Genomic DNA, 16,574 nt, shown 5'->3' with positions numbered 1-16,574 from the left:
CTCCGGCGGGGTGTTGTCGTTATGGGGCGGGCTCCTCTGGTGGGAGGGGGCTCAAGGGCGTGGTGATGAGGTGATTCAGGAAGAGGCTGAACAGCTCGGCGCGCGAGCCGAGGCGCAGCTTGCCGTAGAGGTGCTTGCGGTGATTCTTCACGGTGCCGCTGCCGATGCCGAGTTCGGCGGCGATTGCCTCCGTGTCCAGCCCCTGCAGCAACAGGCCCGCCACCTGCCGCTCCCGGCGAGTTAGCCTGTCTCCGCCCACGCTGGCGATGGCCTGCTCCACCGTCGCCTTGAGGTCGCTGCCATCGGGCCGGGCCGGGTTCTGGGCCAGCAGCGGTACCGCCTCTCGCCACTGCTGGCGACACAGGGAATGCACCAGCGGAAACAGCGCCTCCAGCCGGGCCCGTTCGTCCGGGCGCAGGGCCTGGCGCTTGTCGAGACGACCCAGAAACAGCATTAGCGTGAACCCGTCACGCACCGGCAGGATCAGCCCCACCTCTTCCTGCCAGCCGGTGGCCTGATAGAAGTGGTGGCGATATTCGGGATCCAGCCGCCCCTTAGACACCTGCGCCAGGGTCCAGACCCCGGCGGGGAGGCCGTCCTGAAGCGCCTGCATAAAGGGATCCTGGCTGAAGTGGCTGGTGAGGTAGCGATCAAACAGCAGGGCCCGCTGGTGGCTCAAGTTGTCATGGAGGTAGACCGGGCGCAGCCCCACTCCGAGCAGCAGGGCGCAGTCGAACGCCACCTGCTGCTGGATGAGGCGCACCAGGGCCGCCGCAAAGGCCGGGCTGTGCAGGGCATCGACGACGGCGGTCAGGCTCTGGGTCAGCGAGTCTGTGGCGAGGGGCTGGCTCATGGCGACGGGCTCCGGATGGTGGGGACAGGCTCCCCGATATGGGCGGGATGCTAGCACGAGAGTGGCAAAACTGTCCCCTAGGGGACATATCCGCCCCGAACCATAGAGGCGAGTATGGCGACTTTCCCCTGCTGTTGGAGACCCCATGTTCGCCCCCCATTTGCTCACTAACCTGACCGAGCGCGGCCTGGTGGCCCAGATGTCCGACCCGGCGTCCCTGGCCGCCCACCTCGCCCAGGCGCGCACCCTCTACTGTGGCTTCGATCCTACTGCCAGCAGCCTGCATATCGGTCATCTGGTGCCGCTCTTGATGCTGCGCCGCTTCCAGCTGGCGGGTCACACCCCAGTGGCCCTGGTGGGGGGCGCCACCGGTCTCATCGGCGATCCCAGCTTCAAGGCGACCGAGCGCAGCCTCAACAGCGCGGACAGGGTGCAGGGCTGGGTGGTCAGCCTGTCCGCCCAGATCCGGGCGCTGCTGCCCGCGAGCGAGGGGCTGGCGGCCCCTGTGCTGGTCAACAACGCCGACTGGATGGGGCAGATGTCCGCCCTCGATTTTCTGCGGGACATCGGCAAGCACTTCTCGGTCAACGCCATGCTGGCGCGGGAATCGGTGCGCCAGCGGCTGGCCCGCCCGGATCAGGGGATCTCCTTTACCGAGTTCTCCTACGCCCTGCTGCAATCCCAGGACTTCGCCGTGCTCAACCAGCGTCTCGGCTGCACCCTGCAGATCGGCGGCAACGATCAGTGGGGCAACATCACCAGCGGCATGGATCTCACCCGCCGGCTGCATCAGACCCAGGTTCACGGCATGACGCTGCCCCTCATCACCAAGGCAGATGGCACCAAGTTCGGCAAGACGGAAGGGGGCGCCATCTGGCTGGATCCGGCGCTCACGTCGCCCTACGCCTTCCATCAGTTCTGGCTCGGCACCGCGGACGAGGATGTCTACCGCTTCCTGCGCTACTACAGCTTTATGCCGCTGGCGGCCATCAGGGAGCTGGAAGTCGAAGATGCGGGTCGGCAGGGGCGCAAGCAGGCCCAGCAGGTGCTGGCGGACGAGCTGACCGAACTGGTGCACGGCAAGGGGGCGCTGGCGGCGGCGCGGCGCATCGGCGAGCTGCTGTTCAGCGGCGACGTGGCCCGCCTCGGCGAAAGCGATCTCGCCCAGCTGGCGCAGGATGGCATGCCGAGTTGCCATATCGAGGGGGAAACGGATCTGGTGACCCTGCTGGTGGAGAGCGGCCTGGCGAGTTCGAAGCGGGTTGCCCGGGAGTTGCTGGCGGCGGGCGCCATCAGCCTCAACGGCGCCATAAGACAGGATGAACGGCTAAGTGCAGTGGATCGGCTGTTTGGCCGCTACCTGCTGCTGCGCCGGGGCAAGAAGCAGTACCGGCTGGTGGAGTGGGGGGGCTAGCGCGCCCGACACCAATGAGAAAGGACTGCCCGGGCAGTCCTTTTGTTTATCCGCTTGCTCATGGGGTCTGTGGCTTCCCCATTGATGCGCAAAATGCCGATTCACACGGCCAGCGGCAATAACTCGGCGTAGTCGCGGATCGCCGGAAAGGCGGTAATCTGCTGCTCCGGCTGGTGACTGTCCGGGTTCTGGATGGCGAGCTGGTAACCGATGCCGTAGTCGGCGGCGGCGCGCAGGATCCGCTCGCTGTCATCGACGAACAGGGTACGGGCTGGATCGAATGCCAGCCGTTCTGCCAGCGCCTGCCAGCAGTACTGGCTCTCCTTCGACCAGCCGAGCTCATGGGTGCTCACCATGAGATCCAGGTGGCTGGCGAGACCGAGGCGCGCATCCTTGACCGACAGGCTGGCGGGGTGGGCATTGGTGAAGAGCACCAGCTGCTTGCCCGCCGCCCTCAGGGCGGCCAGGAAGGGGATGACGTGGGGCCGCCACTGGATCTTGTCCAGTATCTCCTGCTTGAGGGCGCGGATGTCGAGTCCGAGCGTCCGGCTCCAGTAATCGACGCAGTACCAGTCGAGGGTGCCGCTGACGGCCTGATAGTGGGCATCGATCTGCGCCTTGGCGTCAGCCAGCGGCAGGCCGAGGCGCGCGGCGTAGCGTTCGGGCACCAGCTGCTGCCAGAGGTGGCTGTCAAAATGAAGGTCGATCAGGGTGCCATCCATGTCGAGCAGAACTGTGTCTATCTGGTGCCAGGGCAGTGGGGTGGGCATGGGGCCTCTTTGTGTCGGATTGGGTGGGGAAAACGGGGGGCATTATAACGGATTTTTCAGGCACCTTTCCGGCCCTTGCCCCGTGGTGTTCCCTCGGGGAGTCGTTTACTCTTGAAGCACTCTTTTTTAATGAGCAGTCAGCCCAGATGAGTGACCCCCACAAGTGCAAACCCGAACACGTCCGCGTCGAGGCCATGGCCCATGACAAGCGCAAGCCGGAGATCATCAAGGCCGAGCTGGTGGCTGAGAGTCGGCTGTTCAAGGTGGAATCCTTGCATCTGAAATTCAGCAACGGGGAAGAGCGAGTCTACGAGCGGATGCGCGGTGGCAACCGGGGGGCCGTCATGGTGGTGCCCCTGTTCGATGCCCACACCCTGCTGCTGGTGCGCGAATACGCGGCGGGCACTCACTCCTACGAGCTGGGGTTCCCCAAGGGGCTGATCGATCCGGGCGAAGATGCCTTCGAGGCGGGCAACCGGGAGCTGATGGAGGAGGCGGGCTTCGGGGCCCGTGACCTGATCCCTCTCAAGCAGGTCTCCCTGGCTCCCGGCTATTTTTCCAGCCGGATGGACATACTGCTGGCACGGGATCTCTACCCCGAGCAGCGGGTGGGCGACGAGCCCGAGCCCCTCGAGGTGATCCCCTGGCCCCTCAATCGCATCGACGAATTGCTGGCGCGACCCGACTTCACCGAGTCGCGCAGCATCAGTGCCCTGCTGCTGGCCAGCAAATGGCTGGCGGAGCAGGAAAGCTAGAGCCCAAGCGTGGGTAAAGGTAATAAAAACAGAGGATAACAAGATGCAGGAGTTGTTGGCCTGGATACCTGGGGTCAAGGAGATAGCCCGCGAAGCGGGACGGATCCTTCACGAAATCTATCACGGCGGTCAGTTCGAGCGTCAGCTGAAGGAGGATGCGACCCCGGTCACCAGTGCCGATCTTGCTGCCGATGCCTACCTCAAGCAGGCGCTGTCGGCGCTCACCCCCCATGTGCCCGTGCTGACTGAAGAGGCGGCCGATGTGCCCTTCAGCCAGCGTGCCAACTGGCGGCAATACTGGCTGGTGGACCCCCTCGACGGCACCGGCGAGTTCATCGCCGGCAGCGGTGATTTCGCCACCCTGATCGCCCTGGTGCGGGACAATGTCCCCGTGCTCGGGGTCATCTATGCCCCCGAGGCCGATGTGCTCTACTGGGCGGTACGCGGCCACGGCGCCTTCAAGGAGGTAAATGGCGAGGTGCATCCCATCAGTGCCATGCACCACGAGCACGACCAGCCGGACTCCCTGGTGGTGGCCATCAGCCGCCGCCAGAAGCTGGAGAACCTCACCCGCCGCCTCAACCCGGCCATCAACTACGAGCTGATCCCGCTTGGCTCCAGCTCCCTCAAGTCCTGCCTGGTGGCGGAAGGGGCGGCAGACTGCTATGTGCGGCTCGGCCCCACCGGCGAGTGGGACACCGCCGCCGCCCAGTGCATCGTCGAGGCGGCAGGGGGGCGCATCCTCAGCCTGGCGTTGCAGCCGCTCAGCTACAACGAAACGGAGTCGCTGGAGAACCCTGACTTCATCGTGATGGGGGACCCGGATCTCGCCTGGGGCAAGATCCTGACTCACTGATCCGGTTGAAATGTAGCCAGTTCATCCAATCAGGCGGCCTCGTGGCCGCCTGATTGCTTGGTGTGATCCGCTGGCTTGGCGCGGCATATTCAGGTGTATTCGCTACTTAAATGGATTGCTGTAGTGGATCATCACAATCAAACTCAAAGTGCTGGTATCTATTTTCAGGTAATTCTGAAAACTGCGCATTGGTCGAAATAAAAAATCGACCAGTGGTTATATTTTGGTTTTATATTTTGCGTAATTTGCTGTTTAAAGGTTTAACCGAACAGGGCGGACTGGAAATTCCGCCCAATCTCACTGGCTGAACCTGGCTTTGCCAGTGAGATCTGCCAATGCCGTTTTTTGAGAATTAAATGCTAAAGGAGCACAATATTTTTAGATTTTAATACTATATATAAGTGGTTTATCAATGAGTTCATCTGTAGAGGTCACCCGGGAGCTATCTGGTTCCCCATCCATCACCCGCACTGGCTGGCGTCGTCACGATACCCACTGGGTCATCAGCCTGTTTGGTACCGCGGTCGGCGCCGGCATACTCTTCCTCCCCATCAACCTGGGTCTGGGGGGTATCTGGCCCCTCGTCATCGTCGCCGTGCTGGCCGGTCCCATGACCTTCCTGGCCCATCGCGGGCTGGCGCGCTTCGTGCTTTCCTCTTCCCGCCCCCACGCCGACTTCACCGAGGTGGCCGAGGAGCACTTCGGCAAGATGGCCGGTCGCCTCATCTCGGCGCTCTACTTCCTCTCCATCTTCCCGATCCTGCTCATCTACGGGGTCGGGCTCACCAACACGGTGGAGAGCTTCATGATCAACCAGCTCGGCATGGATGCCCCGAACCGGGTGATGCTCTCCGGCCTGCTGGTGTTCGCCATGATCGCCGTGATGATGGCGGGGGAGAAGGCGATGCTGCGGGCCTTCGCCTTCATGGTCTACCCGTTGGCGGCCATTCTGGCGGCACTCTCCTGCTATCTGATCCCCCAGTGGCACTGGCCGGAAGTGACCGCGTTCGAGGGGGCCAGCTTCCTCAACACCGTCTGGCTGGCGCTGCCGGTCACAGTGTTCGCCTTCAGCCACGCTGCCGCCATCTCCGGCTTTGCCAACGTGCAGCGCCGGGAATATAGCGAGCAGGCTGAAGCAAAGAGCGGCCTGATCCTGCGTAACACCACCGTCATGCTGGTGGGCTTCGTGCTCTTCTTCGTCTTCTCCTGCGTGTTGAGCCTCTCTCCGGCCCAGCTGGCCGAGGCCAAGGCCCAGAACGTCTCCGTGCTCTCCTACCTCGCCAACATCACAGACAACCCTGTGATAGTGACCTTGGGGCCGCTCATCGCCTTCATCGCCATCAGCTCCTCCTTCCTCGGCCACTTCCTCGGCGCCCGGGAGAGCCTGAAAAGCCTGATCGCCAAGCCCACAGGGCTGTCGCTGGCCAAAGCGGACCGGCTCGGCATCGCCCTGATGTTCTTCGCCATCTGGGGGGCGGCTGTCATCAACCCCGGCATCCTCGGCCTGATGGAGACCCTCTCCGGCCCCGTCATCGCCATGATCCTCTTCATCATGCCGGTGGTGGCCATCTACAAGGTGGAAGCGCTGGCCCGCTTCCGTCACGGCTGGACCAACGGCTTTATCCTGCTGACCGGTTCGCTCTCGGTGTCGGCCCTGCTCTTCAGCCTGCTGAAGTAACAGCGGCGCGTTGGCTAAAAATAGAGAAGAGGCGACCCCGGGGTCGCCTCTTCTCATTCATGGGGCACAGTGTCTCAGCCCAGCTTGGCGCCGTTCTCCACCGCCTGCTCCGGGATGGCCATCACCACGGCGCCATCGGCCCGGTAGAAGCCGGTCAGCAGAAACTCCGACTGGATGGGGCCTATCTGCTTGGCCGGGAAATTCACCACGGCAACTATCTGGCGCCCCACCAGATCCTCCGGCTGATAGAGATCCGTTATCTGGGCGCTGCTCTTGCGCACCCCGAGCTCGGGGCCGAAATCCGCCCACACCTTGTAGGCGGGCTTGCGCGCCTCGGGGAAGGGCTCGACCCGCACCAGGGTGCCCACTCTCAGCTCCACCATCTCGAACTGCTGCCAGCTTATGGTCTGCATCTTGGCTCCTCCTTTCACACACCTTGCATTGATCCCAGCATGCCTCGAAATGGCAGCCCCTGTCTTCGGCAAGGGGCCGGACTATTATGGCTGCGGGCCGTTTTGCTGGCGCCAGCGGGAGGGGGTGAGGCCCGTCTCGGCCAGGAAACGCTCGGCGAAGGCTCCCTGATCCTGATAGCCGCAGCGGCTGGCCACCTCGCCTATGGGCAGGGCGGTCTGGGCGAGCAGGGTGCGTGCCAGCGCCATGCGCCGACTGCGAATGTAGTGGGAGGCGCTCATGCCGAACTGCTGGCGAAAGGCGTGCTTGAACTGGCTCTGACCGAGGCAGGCGATGGCGGCCAGCCGCTCGTTGCCAAGGGGCTCGGCGAGGTGGGCCTCGATGTGGCGCTGCACTCTTGTCATGCGGGGGGCCAGGGTGGGGCCCATGCCCTGACCCTGGGCCAGGAGGCCCAGCCAGATCTGCTCCATGCCGGCTACATGACGACCCTGGCGCACCATCTGATGCAGGAAGGCGAGGTAGTGGCGCTGGGGCTCATCCAGGGGGATGAAGGGGTGCTCGCCAAGGGCCTCGGGCAGCCAGTGGCTCTCCTGCACCAGGAAGGAGAGCGCCGGATCGGCAGCGTAATCGTGGCGAAGGCCGGGGGCGATGATGCAGGCAAAGCCAGGCGCTAGGCGGCGACCCTGGCCCTGCACCTCGATCTCGAGGGGGCCGTCCAGGGGGATCACCAGCTGGGCGAAGTCGTGGCTGTGGCTGCTGATGTCGCTCTGGTAGCGGCGCAGGCTGAACGGGCAGGGAGCGGATAAGGATGACGCGGCACCGGGCCGCGTCATCGAAGAGGGGGGATTATGTGCCATGGGCCACCGGATTACTCGGCGTCGAAATCTTCGATCTCTTTGCCGAGCGCCTCCATGATGGCGCGGGCCTCGGCGGGGACGCTGTCCGGATGGTCCTTGCGCAGATCGTCGTCGCAGGGCAGCGGCTGACCGGTGAATGCGTGCAGGAAGGCCTCACAGAGCAGCTCGCTGTTGGTCGCATGACGCAGGTTGTTCACCTGGCGACGGGTGCGCTCATCGGTCAACACCTTCAGCACCTTGAGCGGGATCGAGACGGTTATCTTCTTGACCTGTTCGCTCTTCTTGCCGTGCTCCGCATAGGGGCTGACGTAGTCGCCGTTCCACTCTGTACCCATGTTCCACCTGTTCTCGTTTGGCCGTGAGCGCGGATTTTAACCCTTAAGGATCTCAATGGCAATCCAACAGCAAAGCCATTTAGACGTCTAGAAGTGTTGACGGCTTTTTTAAGGTGGCGTAGTGTGATGCACCATGGGCCGGCACTCCGGCCAGCGCAAATGAGAGCGGGGCAGGACGACCCACGAGGCGGACCGGCTCCGGCAACACATCAAGGAGAGTGACATGACCCACAAGGCCACCCTGGCGGTACGCACCGGGATTGAGACAGACACACAGCACGGTGCCGTGGTGCCCCCCATCTATCTCTCCAGCAACTACACCTTTGCCGACTTTGGCGAGCCCCGTCAATACGATTATGCCCGCTCAGGCAACCCGACCCGCACCAATCTGGCGGACGCTTTGGCTGCGCTGGAAGGGGGCGCTGGCGCCGTGGTGACCGGCACCGGCATGGGAGCCGTGCACCTGGTGACCACGGCCCTGCTCAAAGCGGGGGATCTGCTGATCGCCCCCCACGACTGTTACGGCGGTACCTGGCGCCTGTTCGAGTATCTGGCGGCCAAGGGCCACTACAGGGTGCAGTTCGTCGATCAGGGAGACGAGTCGGCGCTCGCCGAGGCCCTGGCGCAGCAGCCGGCCCTGGTGTGGGTAGAGACCCCCTCCAACCCGCTGCTGCGGGTGGTGGACGTGGCCGCCATCGCCGCCGCCTCCCATGAGGTGGGTGCCAAGGTGGTGGTGGACAACACCTTCCTATCGCCGCTGCTGCAACAGCCGCTCTCGCTGGGTGCCGATGTGGTGGTGCATTCGACCACCAAGTACATCAACGGCCACTCCGACGTGGTGGGCGGGGTGGCGATCGCCAAGGAGGCCGAGCTGGCCGAGTCACTGGTGTGGTGGGCCAACTGTCTGGGGCTCACCTCGGGGGCCTTCGACTCCTACCTCACCCTGCGTGGGTTGCGCACCCTGGCGCCGCGCCTGCGCGCCCATCAGGAGAACACGGACAGGATCCTGGCCTTCTTGCAGCAACAGCCGCTGGTCAAAAAAATCTATCACCCCAGCTTGCCGAGCCATCCGGGCCACGAGATTGCGCGCCGTCAACAGTCCGGCTTCGGCGCCATGCTAAGTTTTGAACTCGATTGCAACGAGACGGGGCTGCGCGCCTTCCTCGCGGCGCTGCGTCTCTTCTCGGTGGCGGAATCCCTCGGTGGGGTGGAGAGTCTGGTGGCCCATCCGGCCAGCATGACCCACAGGGCCATGACACCGGCGGCGCAGCAGGCGGCGGGCATCAGCGCCCAGTTGCTGCGCCTCTCGGTGGGCATAGAACACGGTGAAGACCTGGTGGCCGATCTGGCTCAAGGCTTTGAACAGGCGCAGTTGGCACAACAGGCAGAACAGGTGAAGTAATGGAACAGCAACAGCAAGGAGAGAGTGCGGTGGCGGCAGAGAGAGCCTTGAAGCGGCGTCATGTGCACAAGTTTGGCGGCAGCAGCCTGGCGGATCCTGTCTGCTATCGCCGGGTCGCCAGTATTCTCGAACAACAGGCCGAGCAGCAGGGCGGGGGCAGGGAACTGGTGGTGGTCTCCGCCGCTGGCAAGACCACCAACCGGCTGATCCAGCTGGTGGAGCTGGCCGAGGCGGGTGATGAGGCCGCGGGCGAAGCCATCACGGCCCTGCACGCCTATCAGCAGAGCCTGATCGACGGTCTGCTGGAGGGAGAGTTGCAGCTCGACTTGAGCCAGCAGCTGACCGACGACATGCAACTGATCGCCAAGACCTTGGAGGGGCAGTTCGATCGCTTCGCGCGCAATGGCCTGCTTGCCTTTGGCGAGGTGTGGTCGGCGCGCCTGCTGGCCGCCCTGCTCACCAGCCGCGGCGACAAGGCCATCTGGCTCGACGCCCGCAGCTTCCTGCGCGCCGAGGATGGCGCCCTGGTCAAGGTCAACACCGCCATCTCCAGCGAGTTGCTCAAGGCCCGTCTGGTCGAACACCCCGGCCGCATCGTGGTGACCGGCTTCATCGCCGCCGACATGGAGGGGCGCTCATTGCTGCTCGGTCGCAACGGCTCCGACTACAGCGCCAGCTTGCTTGCCGCCCTGGCGGACGGGGAGTCCACCACCATCTGGAGCGACGTAGCCGGGGTCTACAGCGCCGACCCGCGTCGGGTCAAAGAAGCCCGTCTGCTGGAGCGCCTGAGTCTGGCGGAAGCCAACGAGCTGGCCCGTCTCGGCTCCTCCGTGCTCCATTCCCGCACCCTGCAACCGGTGGCCGACAGCCGCCAGCGCCTCACCCTGCGCTGCAGCTACAACCCGGACGAAGGCTGCACCCATATCCTGCGCCGCGCCCCCCGCTCCGGCGGCGCCCGCATCGTCTCCTCGGTGGATCAGATTGCCCTCATCGAGCTCAAGGTGCTGCCCCAGACCGGCTATGAGCAGACGGTGGCGGCTATCGAGGCCCATCTGGCCCGCCATCGCCTCCACCCGCTCACCCTGCAGCGCCAGCCGGATCGTCGGATCCTGCGTCTGGCCTATACCCTGGAGGTGGCACAAGGGGCCTTCGAGGTGCTGCGGGACTTCCAGCTGCAGGGAAGCTTCACAGGCCTGATCCAGAAGGAAGGGTTCAGTCTGGTGGCCCTGGTGGGCGCAGGGGTGACCGACAACGCCGAGCAGTGTCACCGCTTCTATCAACTGCTGGCGGATCAGCCGCTGGAGTTCGTCCAGGTGGCCAGAGACGGCCTGAGCCTGGTGGCCGTGCTGCGCCAGGTGGTGCTGGAGCCCCTGCTTATCGCCCTGCACAGCGCCCTGTTCAGCCGTCCGACCCGGGTCGGTCTGGTGGTGTTCGGCAAGGGCAACATAGGGGGTCAGTGGCTCAGCCTCTACGCCCGGGAGAAGGCGCGGCTCGAGCACGAGCTCAATCTGGCGCTCACCCTCTACGGGGTGTTCGACTCCAAGGGAGGCCTGCTGGATGAGGAGGGGCTGGATCCCCTCAAGGTGCGTGACAACTTCAATCCCAAGCCGCTGATCTGGCCGGAGCTGCTCTCCCAGCTGGAGCAGCACGGTTTTGACTCCCTGATCGCGCTCGACATGACCGCCAGCGAGACGGTGAGCCGCTACTACCCGGACTTCGCCCAGCTCGGCTGCCACATCATTGCGGCCAACAAGTTTGCCGGTGCCGCCGACAGCGAGTTCTACCAGCGCATCAAGCAGAGCTGCCGCGATCATCAGGTGCAGTGGCGCTACAACGCCACCGTGGGTGCCGGGTTGCCCATCCAGTCCAGCATCCAGATGCTGCGCCAGAGCGGGGATCGCATCCAGGGAGTCTCCGGCATCTTCTCCGGCACCCTCTCCTGGCTGTTCCAGCAGTATGACGGCAGCCGCCCCTTCTCCGAGCTGGTGGACGAGGCCTGGCAGCACGGTCTGACCGAGCCGGATCCCCGGGAGGACCTCTCCGGTCAGGACGTGCGCCGCAAGCTGCTCATCCTGGCGCGGGAGGCGGGCTTCGAGCTCGACTCCGCCGACATCGAGCTGGAGAACCTGGTGCCGGTCTCCCTGCGCAAGGTGAGCACGGATCAGTTCATGGACAGGCTCAAGGAGCTGGATGATCCCATCCAGACCGCGTTCGAGGGGGCACGCCGGGTCGGCAAGGTGCTGCGCTACGTCGCCCGCTTCGAGCACGACGGCAAGGCCCGCGTCGGGCTGGAGACCCTGGAGCCCCACCATCCGTTCGCCAACCTCCTGCCCTGCGACAACGTGTTTGCCATCGAGAGCGACAGCTATCGCACCAATCCGCTGGTCATTCAGGGGCCTGGGGCGGGGCGCGAGGTGACGGCCGCCGCCATTCAGTACGACTTGTGGCAGATCTGCGCCAGCCTCTAAGAGCCTGGTGGATGACACAAAGAAGAGGCGCCCCTGGGCGCCTCTTCTCGTTGGGGGCTGCAATGCGCTACCAGAACAGCTTGCCCAGCAGGGGGGCGAGCAGCACAGTTGCCATGCCGGCTATCATCATCACCATGCTGGAGACCACCCCCTCCTCGTTGCCCATCTGGTACGCCCTGGCGGTACCCGCGCCGTGGGCGGAGGCGCCGAAACCCGCCCCCTTGCCGAGGCGGCTGCGGATGGCGAGTACCGTCAGCACACTCTCCCCCACCGCCATGCCGATCACCCCGGTCAGCACCACGAACAGGGCGGTGAGATCGGCATTGCCACCGACCGAGCGGGTCGCCTCCACCGCGAAGGGGGTGGTGATGGATCGCATGGCCATGCTGCGCTGCAGCAGCTCGGAGAGGTTCAGCCAGCGGGCCAGCAACACTGTGCTGCCCACCGCCATCACCACCGAGGCGATCACCCCCACCGACAGGGATAGCCAGTGGCGGCGCATCAGCTCGCGGTTCTCGTAGACGGGCACCGCGAAGGCGACGGTGGCCGGGCCCAGCAGCCAGAGCAGCCAGTGGGATTCGGCCATGTAATCCTGATAGGGGATGTGGAACAGCACCACCACGGCCACCAGCAGGGCGGGGGCCAGCAGCAGCGGCATCAGGGGCAGGATGCGCTTCTTGCCATAGAGCCACTTGCTGGCGTAGTAGAACAGCAGGGTGAGGGCGAAGCAGAGCAGGCCGAGCAGGGTGTCAGACATGGCGGCGACTCCGGCGGGCCAGCTTCAGCTCCAGGCGATAGACCCTGTCCACCACCAGGGCCGTGGTGCCGAGCACCAGCACAGTGCTTGTCACCAGCACCAGCATGATGCGCCACCCCTCCTGCAGAAGCAGATCCTGATAGTTGACCACGGCCACCACGGCGGGGACGAAGAACAGCAGCATCTCTGCCAGCAGCCAGCGGGCCCCGGCGCTGAACCACTGGGCCTTGACCACCCCGAGCAGGATGCAGACCAGCAGCAACAGCATGCCGGTGAGGTTGGCGGGCAGGGGTAGGTGGAAGGTGCGTACCGCGGTGTCGGCCAGCAGCCAGATGGCCGCCAGCAGGGCGATTTGGAAGGGGGTTTGCAACCAGCGAAGGCAGAAGGCTTTCATGATGGGCGTCTTTCTGTGAACCTGGTCACAGTATAAGCGGGGGCCAAACCTGCAAAAAATGAATTTAAATTATGAAAAATATGCCAAATTGGCATTATTTGGCGATCACCCCAGACGAGCGTCCCATGGATATCCGAGCCCTGCGTTACTTTGTCGAACTGGTGCGGGAGAAGAGTTTCACCCGCGCCTCCGAGAAGCTGTTCGTCACCCAGCCCACCATCAGCAAGATGATCCGCAGCATGGAGGAGGAGCTGGGCCAGCCCCTGCTCAATCGGGAGGGACACAGCTTCACCCTGACCGACAGCGGCCAGGTGCTGTTTGCCCGTGGCCAGCTGATCCTGGCCCAGATGCAGCAGCTGGAGGCGGAGCTCGCGGATCTGCAGAGCCTGCAGCATGGGCGCCTGGCGCTCGGCATACCCCCCATGGTGGGCCACGTCTATGCGGATCTCATCCGCGCCTACCGCAGCCGCTACCCCAGGGTGGAGCTCTCGATTGTCGAGTACGGCGGGCGCCGCATCGAGCAGGCGGTGCTGGAGGGGGAGCTGGATCTCGCCATCACCATGCTGCCGACCAGGGAAGAGGGGGTACTGAGTGCGCTGGAGCTGGACTGCTATCCCATACAGGTGGTGCTGCCGGACCTGCCCCGCTGGCGCGGGGAGAGCGAGATCCGGTTGGCGGATCTGCAGGAGGAGCCCTTCCTGCTCTACACCCAGGCCTTCACCCTGAGCGAGCGGCTGGAGCAGGCCTGTCAGCAGGCGGGCTTCGTGCCCCAGGTGGCGGCGCGCAGCAGTCAGTGGGATTTTCTCACCGCCATGGTGCGCAGCGGCATGGGGGTTGCCTTCCTGCCCGAGCCCATCTGTCGGCGGCTGACGCCGGACGGCCTGGTGTTGCGTCCCCTGTTGCCGGAGCTGAGTTGGCGACTCGGGGTGATCTGGCCCGCGAAACGCTACCTCTCCCGCACTGCCGAGGCCTGGCTCGCCCTGTGTCGAGAGCAGGGGGCGCGGGGCTAGGCGCTACTTGCCGACCTTGCCTGTCTTGTCGTGGGGGGGAATACCGAACGCATCCCGGGCCGGATCATAGAGATAGGATCGGTAGTCGCTCCCCTCGGCGGGCAGCAGGGGGTTGCTCAGCCTGAACAGCTGGCGCGAAGCCAGCTGGGTGAACGCCAGGGAGGGTTGGAAGTGCTGGCGCCATAGCCGTTTGAGAGAACCGTCCTGCCAGGCCAGCCGCAGGCCGAGCTGGATGCGCTCGCGCTCCTTGTGGTAGGTGACATGGCTGTAGAAGGCGTGGATCAAGGGATAGAAGAGGATCACATGGCGATCGACGGTGAGGGTCGGCAGCCTGGGGTGGTGGGCCTCCCACTCCGCCAGTATCTCGTTGGCACCGCGACAGAAGAGATCGACCCGGCCACGGGCCACCATGCGAAACAGCGACTCGTAGTTGTCCACCTCCTGCACCTGGAAGCCGTTGTGGCGCAAGATATCGGCATCCTGCCACCCCTTGCCACTTCCCTGACTGAACGCCTGCAGTTGTGCCAGGGTGCGGACCCCGGCCAGCGCCTCAGCACGGTCGGCGCCGACGAAACAGACCCGGTAACCGAGAATGCCGAGATCGATGGGGAAGGGGATCCGGCTGACCTCGTGGTGAGGCGTCTTCTGGGGCCAGTTGTCGATGATGAAGAGGGCATTTCTGCCCGGCTTTTGCACCTCGAGCCGCATCCGCGCCTTGTTCATCTTGAGGGAGTCGTGCAGCTCGTAGTCGCCATATTGCTGGCGGGTCTTCTCCAGCGCCAGTCGCATCGCCTCCCGGTAGTAGTCCATGCGGGCATCCTGTTCGTTTTCCGGGCTGAGCAGGGTAAATCGGGTGGCCGCCATCGGGGAGGAGGAGAGGGAGAGCGTGAGGAGCAGGAGCAGGAGTCGATGCATCTTGGCCGGGTTCTACAACGGGATTGTGCCCATTATAGTTCGGGGCCCCTTGCCGACACAGCGCTATTGGCCCCCGGCTCCTCTGACCTCTGGGCCTGGTCTCAGACGGTTTTTACCTGCGAACCCGACTGGGGACACAGTGCGATTGTGGGGCCCGGACGCCTCTGACTTCTGGGCCTGGCCTCAGACGGCATTTATCTGCGACCTCAACAGGCAGCAGAGTGTGATGATGGGACCCGGGCTCTTCTGGCCTAACCTCAGACCGATTCCATCAGGGCGCCCAGCTGGCGGCACAGCTGGCGCAGGGTCTGGTTGTCGAGGCAGCCGAAGCCGAGCAACCAGCCCTCCCGGGTGGGCGGGGCGAGGTGATACTGACGCAGGGGGCGCAGCCCCAACCCCCGGGCGTTGGCCGCCTCAGTCCAGCGGGCCTCTCCCCCGACGGGCAGCAGCACGGCGCACTGCAGCCCGGCGCCGCTGTGGACGGGGGTGAGCCTTGGGCAGTGCTCGGCCAGCTCGGCCAGCAGCAGATCCCGCCGGCTCTGGTAAACGAGGCGGCTCTGGCGCAGGTGAGTGGCGAAGTGGCCGGCGCGGATGAAGTCCGCGGTGACCGCCTGCTGCAACTGGTTGCTGTGGCCGTCGACGGCGGCGCGAGCCCGGCTGAATGCCTCCATCAGGGGGCGCGGCAAGACCAGGTAGGCGAGGCGCAAGGAACCAAACAGCACCTTGCTGAAGGTGCCCACATAGAGGACGCGCCCCTGGCCATCCAGCCCCTGCAGGGCGGGGAGCGGCCGCTGATCGTACTGGTACTCCCCGTCGTAGTCGTCCTCCAGGATCCAGGCGCCGCGCCGCTCGGCCTCCGCCAGCAGTGCCATGCGGCGCGGCAGGCTCATGGGCACGCCCAGGGGGTACTGGTGGGCCGGGGTGCAGTAGATGAGCCTGGGGCTGGGGTGTTCGCCGGCGGGATTGAGCCCCTCCTCGTCCACCGGCACCGGGTGGATGCGGGCGCCGGCGCTCTCCATGGCGGTGCGGGCCCCGGGATAACCGGGATCCTCCACCCAGACAGTGTCACCGGCATCGATGAGCAGCTGGGTCGCCAGCAATATGCCCTGCTGGGAGCTGGTGAGGATCAGGATCTGCTCCGGCTCGCACACCACGCCCCGCGACTGTACCAGGTAGCTGCTGATGGCGGCGCGCAGCGTGGCCAGCCCTTGCGGATCCCCGTAATTCATCCAGTCGCTGGCCCCCTGACGCCACTGCTGCTGCATCAGGCGACCCCAGAGTGCCTGGGGAAAGAGGCGGGGATCCGGCTGGCTGGAGGCAAAGGAGTTGCCCACCTCGGGCACCTCGTGGCAGGCCCCCCCTTGCGCCATCTCCTGACCACGGCGTGAGAGCCCCGCCGCCGACTGGGGCGGGCGCGGAGCGGGGCGCACCGCCGCCAGGGCGACGAAGCTGCCGGCCCCCACCTTGCGCACCAGATACCCTTCCGCCTCCAGCCGGCCATAGGCCAGCTCCACAGTGCTGCGGGAGATGCCGAGATCCCGGGCCAGCATGCGGCTGGCCGGCAGCCTGCCGTGCAGCGGCAGATGACCCGCCAGTATTGCCTCCCGCAGGGTGCGCACCAACTGTTCGTGCAGGGGAAGATCGTTTTGCTGCTGGTCGGCAAAGAGGGTTGGCAGGACTGTCATGATTGGCCTCCGCG

General features: G+C 65.0%; 16 protein-coding genes. 7 read left to right on the top strand and 9 right to left on the bottom strand.

Annotated features, from left to right (window positions below; translation table 11 throughout):
• Positions 1 to 19 precede the first annotated feature (19 nt).
• Positions 20 to 853 carry a helix-turn-helix transcriptional regulator gene (locus PG898_RS10875; protein ID WP_171268576.1) on the bottom strand — a complete coding sequence of 278 codons (834 nt, stop codon included), beginning with the start codon at positions 851 to 853 and terminating at the stop codon, positions 20 to 22.
• 145 nt (positions 854 to 998) lie between these two features.
• On the opposite strand from PG898_RS10875, the gene tyrS reads away from it, so the two are divergent.
• The gene (tyrS, locus tag PG898_RS10870) at positions 999 to 2,267 is read left to right on the top strand and encodes a tyrosine--tRNA ligase (RefSeq protein ID WP_270824127.1); all 1,269 of its coding nucleotides are present in this window, start codon (positions 999 to 1,001) and stop codon (positions 2,265 to 2,267) included.
• 101 nt (positions 2,268 to 2,368) lie between these two features.
• On the opposite strand, the gene yrfG is transcribed toward tyrS, so the two are convergent.
• Positions 2,369 to 3,037, bottom strand: a complete 669-nt coding sequence (gene yrfG / locus PG898_RS10865) for a GMP/IMP nucleotidase (protein WP_270824126.1) — start codon at positions 3,035 to 3,037, stop codon at positions 2,369 to 2,371.
• 146 nt (positions 3,038 to 3,183) lie between these two features.
• Between yrfG and nudE the strand changes: the two genes are divergently transcribed.
• The 3 genes from nudE (at position 3,184) to PG898_RS10850 (ending at position 6,326) form a co-directional block, all read left to right on the top strand.
• Entirely contained in the window at positions 3,184 to 3,792 is a 609-nt protein-coding gene (gene nudE, locus PG898_RS10860; RefSeq protein WP_005327154.1) for an ADP compounds hydrolase NudE, read from the top strand.
• 43 nt (positions 3,793 to 3,835) lie between these two features.
• Positions 3,836 to 4,648: a 3'(2'),5'-bisphosphate nucleotidase CysQ gene (gene cysQ, locus PG898_RS10855; protein ID WP_106885762.1), complete on the top strand. Its 813-nt coding sequence runs from the start codon at positions 3,836 to 3,838 to the stop codon at positions 4,646 to 4,648.
• Between the two features lie 412 nt (positions 4,649 to 5,060).
• Complete coding sequence (locus tag PG898_RS10850) at positions 5,061 to 6,326, top strand: aromatic amino acid transport family protein (protein WP_270824125.1); 1,266 nt, start codon at positions 5,061 to 5,063, stop codon at positions 6,324 to 6,326.
• A 74-nt stretch (positions 6,327 to 6,400) separates the two neighbouring features.
• Here the strand turns inward: PG898_RS10850 and PG898_RS10845 are convergent, their stop codons facing one another.
• The 3 genes from PG898_RS10845 to metJ all read right to left on the bottom strand — a co-directional run bounded on the left by PG898_RS10845 (position 6,401) and on the right by metJ (position 7,929).
• Entirely contained in the window at positions 6,401 to 6,739 is a 339-nt protein-coding gene (locus tag PG898_RS10845) for a tRNA-binding protein (RefSeq protein ID WP_005327160.1), read from the bottom strand.
• Positions 6,740 to 6,823: 84 nt separating this feature from the next.
• Complete coding sequence (locus tag PG898_RS10840) at positions 6,824 to 7,570, bottom strand: AraC family transcriptional regulator (RefSeq protein WP_270824150.1); 747 nt, start codon at positions 7,568 to 7,570, stop codon at positions 6,824 to 6,826.
• Positions 7,571 to 7,605: 35 nt separating this feature from the next.
• The gene (metJ, locus tag PG898_RS10835) at positions 7,606 to 7,929 is read right to left on the bottom strand and encodes a met regulon transcriptional regulator MetJ (RefSeq protein WP_005327165.1); all 324 of its coding nucleotides are present in this window, start codon (positions 7,927 to 7,929) and stop codon (positions 7,606 to 7,608) included.
• Positions 7,930 to 8,152: 223 nt separating this feature from the next.
• Between metJ and metB the strand changes: the two genes are divergently transcribed.
• Positions 8,153 to 9,331, top strand: a complete 1,179-nt coding sequence (metB, locus tag PG898_RS10830) for a cystathionine gamma-synthase (protein WP_171273202.1) — start codon at positions 8,153 to 8,155, stop codon at positions 9,329 to 9,331.
• The gene (locus PG898_RS10825) at positions 9,331 to 11,799 is read left to right on the top strand and encodes a bifunctional aspartate kinase/homoserine dehydrogenase II (protein ID WP_263684609.1); all 2,469 of its coding nucleotides are present in this window, start codon (positions 9,331 to 9,333) and stop codon (positions 11,797 to 11,799) included. The genes metB and PG898_RS10825 overlap by 1 nt, the downstream gene beginning before the upstream one ends.
• 67 nt (positions 11,800 to 11,866) lie before the next feature.
• Here the strand turns inward: PG898_RS10825 and PG898_RS10820 are convergent, their stop codons facing one another.
• Together PG898_RS10820 and PG898_RS10815 are read right to left on the bottom strand one after the other, a co-directional pair.
• The gene (locus PG898_RS10820; protein ID WP_270824124.1) at positions 11,867 to 12,556 is read right to left on the bottom strand and encodes an LrgB family protein; all 690 of its coding nucleotides are present in this window, start codon (positions 12,554 to 12,556) and stop codon (positions 11,867 to 11,869) included.
• Entirely contained in the window at positions 12,549 to 12,950 is a 402-nt protein-coding gene (locus PG898_RS10815; RefSeq protein WP_163154671.1) for a CidA/LrgA family protein, read from the bottom strand. Before PG898_RS10815 ends, PG898_RS10820 begins: the two co-directional genes overlap by 8 nt.
• Positions 12,951 to 13,075: 125 nt before the next feature.
• Between PG898_RS10815 and PG898_RS10810 the strand changes: the two genes are divergently transcribed.
• Positions 13,076 to 13,960: a LysR family transcriptional regulator gene (locus PG898_RS10810; protein WP_270824123.1), complete on the top strand. Its 885-nt coding sequence runs from the start codon at positions 13,076 to 13,078 to the stop codon at positions 13,958 to 13,960.
• A 3-nt stretch (positions 13,961 to 13,963) separates the two neighbouring features.
• Here PG898_RS10810 and PG898_RS10805 read toward each other — a convergent pair whose 3' ends face one another.
• Both PG898_RS10805 and pdxR read right to left on the bottom strand, forming a co-directional pair.
• The gene (locus tag PG898_RS10805; protein WP_270824122.1) at positions 13,964 to 14,875 is read right to left on the bottom strand and encodes a hypothetical protein; all 912 of its coding nucleotides are present in this window, start codon (positions 14,873 to 14,875) and stop codon (positions 13,964 to 13,966) included.
• Between the two features lie 257 nt (positions 14,876 to 15,132).
• Complete coding sequence (gene pdxR, locus PG898_RS10800; RefSeq protein ID WP_270824121.1) at positions 15,133 to 16,560, bottom strand: MocR-like pyridoxine biosynthesis transcription factor PdxR; 1,428 nt, start codon at positions 16,558 to 16,560, stop codon at positions 15,133 to 15,135.
• Positions 16,561 to 16,574 lie beyond the last annotated feature (14 nt).

It is taken from the genome of Aeromonas sp. QDB31, assembly GCF_027707605.1.
Taxonomy (GTDB): Bacteria; Pseudomonadota; Gammaproteobacteria; order Enterobacterales; family Aeromonadaceae; genus Aeromonas; species Aeromonas media.
Note: the sequence above shows the minus strand (reverse complement) of the source record. Positions and strands in the feature narration are given on the sequence as shown.